Consider the following 2,327-nt stretch of genomic DNA (forward strand, 5'->3'; position numbering starts at 1 on the left):
GGCCGAGGGTGTTGGGCGGGGCGTTGCGCGGGCTGGGCTTCTTCGCCTCGGGGGCGTGGTACTGCGCGAGCTCCAGCTTGCTGTGGCCGTCCGGCGTCCGCAGCATCGCGATGGTGCTGCGAATGCCGTCCAGACCGACCGTCTGATCCGCGAAGAGGCCCTCGATCTCCGCCCTGCTTTCCAGCTCCATGCCGATTTCGGTGAAGAAGGCGATGGCGGCGTCCAGGTCGTCGACGACGATGCCGACGTTGTCCATCCGCTGAAGCGTCATGGTGGTGCTCCTTCTTCGTCGAGTCCTTCGTCGAGCGGCTCGCTACGGGCCGCTGCTACACCTGGGACGCAGCAGTATCGCCGTTCTCGACATCCGGGCGGCGGCAAGTTTCCGGGATCCTCCCCTCCTACATCGTCCAGGCGTCCGGCCCGCCCCCACGCCACTCGATCAGTGCGGAGCGGACGACATCCATCTCGTCCCAGTCCTGGAGCCCGGCTTCTTGCATGAAGCGGGCGACGTCCCGCACATTGTTCGCCCGGCCGAGAATGGTGCCGTCGATGCGGACGCGACGCCCGCCTTCTTCGTCGGGCGGATAGATCACCACGGGTGCGCTGGAGGCCATGACGCCAGCGTGCGGGCGCGCGGCGCCAGCCGCACGCCGGGGTACTCCAACACCACCGGTGCGCTACTCGACCGGGTCCTCCTCGGCGTGGCGCGCGGCCTTCTTCGCGGCCATCTCCACCTCGTGGCGGAGCTGGCCGGTCGCCTCGGCGTGCGCCGTGACGGCCGCCTGGAAGTGCTCGGCCGCATCCGCCCACCGGCGCCACTGCGCCGCGTACTCCTCGCCGTCGAGGCCCGCGAGCCGCGCCCGCGCCTCTTCGGCGCACCGTTCCAGCTTGACCAGGTCACCGGAGATCTCTGCCACGAGCGGATCGTAGGCAGGCGGTCCGGCGATTCCGGCCGCTGGCGCGCTCGTGCCCCGCCACGGCACACGAAAGGCCGCACGATCCTGGCGTGCGGCGCCGCGTGCAAGCCGCCCTCGCCGGTCTTCGATCGAGTTCCACGACACGGTCACCGGCGCCGCAGACCGTCTCCGGCTACGCTCCTGGACGGTGTCAGGGCGTCAATGTGGTGGCCAAAATGCGCGATCCAGCCTCCTGATCGCCGCTCCAGGTGAAGGCGGCGTCCGCGCTGCGCATCCGGCCCCACAGGAGCAGCACCAGTTGTTCCGCCGTCGCTGTGAGCGTGGCCACGGCGGCGCCAGGGCCGTACACCCAGGACGCCCCGGTGTCCGCCGCGTGCAGACGCAGGGCGTACTGCGGGGGCTGTGCTCTTCCCCGGGCTATCTGCCGTGGTGCCATCGTGTCGAAGACCTCGGCCACACCTTCGCCCGCCAGAACCGGGTCGAGCGGTCGGCTGCCGCCCGCCGCGTTCTCGGCATCCCAGCGGTGAATGAGCGTCTCCAGTGCACGGCGCCGCTGCCAGAAACCCACCGTGTGCGGCGGATGGAAAGTCCAGGCGCTCGCACTCGGGTCGGTGTCGAGGGCCCTGAGGAGAGTCCCTGAGCCGTCCTGGAACCACCGCAGAAACGCATCGGGGTCACGCGGAGCCGAGGCCGCCTCGTGCTTGCCGTGTCGTTCGGTGACCGCGGCCGCCGCCCACAGATTTGAGCTGCCCAGGTGCTCGGCCAGGTCGCGGAGCGTCCACTCGCCACAGTGCTCGACGGGTACCGACAGATCACCGTCGAGGCATGCGCGGAACGCGGCGAGTTCGTCCCGCAGGTGGTGCAGCAGAGATTCCGAGTCCATGACCGGTCAACCTAACGCAGCCCACTGACATCGCGCCTCGGAGCCGGGTGGGCGGACAAACCCCGGACGCCTCGTCAGCTCTTCGGCGTGAGGATGTGCTCCACCAGGGCGGGCACGCCCTCCCCGGTGTCGGGGTTGACCAGGTAGGGCCTGACCGAGCCCTGGCCCAGGAATGCGGGCACGTCGGCGTTGCTGTACCAGGGAAAGATCACCAGCAGGATCCGCCGGTACCAGTACCGGTCGTGGTAGCGCTGCTGGAGAATGTAGTCGGCCTCGAACGCGACGCCGTCGCCCACGCCGGGTTCCTCCTCGTGGTTGGCGCGGCGCAGGTAGGTGGGTGAGGCGATCACCAGGACGAAGTCGGCCTTGCGGTACTGGTGGTCCATCCACCGGGGCCAGAACTGCGGCCCTTTGGCGCTGGTCTGGTCGAGGCGTACGTCGATGGGCTCGTCGCTGAGCCGCTCGCTCAGGGCGAGGACGCGCCGGTCGTGGGCGCCGCCGTCATCGCCCCCCCCCCGACCGCAGGC

Annotated in this window: 5 protein-coding genes; all 5 read right to left on the minus strand. The window is 70.0% G+C overall.

The genetic code is table 11. The annotated features are described in order from the left end of the window. The coding region (locus tag AB8Z36_RS36750) for a VOC family protein (RefSeq protein WP_369217727.1) at positions 1-271 on the minus strand (271 nt) is incomplete at its 3' end. A gap of 127 nt (positions 272-398) precedes the next feature. Beyond that, the gene (locus tag AB8Z36_RS36755; protein WP_369217728.1) at positions 399-614 is read right to left on the minus strand and encodes a hypothetical protein; all 216 of its coding nucleotides are present in this window, start codon (positions 612-614) and stop codon (positions 399-401) included. 63 nt (positions 615-677) lie between these two features. Beyond that, positions 678-917: a hypothetical protein gene (locus AB8Z36_RS36760; protein WP_369217729.1), complete on the minus strand. Its 240-nt coding sequence runs from the start codon at positions 915-917 to the stop codon at positions 678-680. 190 nt (positions 918-1,107) lie between these two features. Beyond that, on the minus strand, positions 1,108-1,800 hold the full coding sequence (locus tag AB8Z36_RS36765) for a maleylpyruvate isomerase family mycothiol-dependent enzyme (RefSeq protein ID WP_369217730.1): 693 nt from the start codon (positions 1,798-1,800) through the stop codon (positions 1,108-1,110). Positions 1,801-1,874: 74 nt separating this feature from the next. Then, on the minus strand, positions 1,875-2,327 hold a 453-nt coding region (locus tag AB8Z36_RS36770; RefSeq protein WP_369217731.1), incomplete at its 5' end, for a TIR domain-containing protein.

The organism is Streptomyces flavofungini, from assembly GCF_041028215.1.
Classification (GTDB): Bacteria; Actinomycetota; Actinomycetes; order Streptomycetales; family Streptomycetaceae; genus Streptomyces; species Streptomyces flavofungini_B.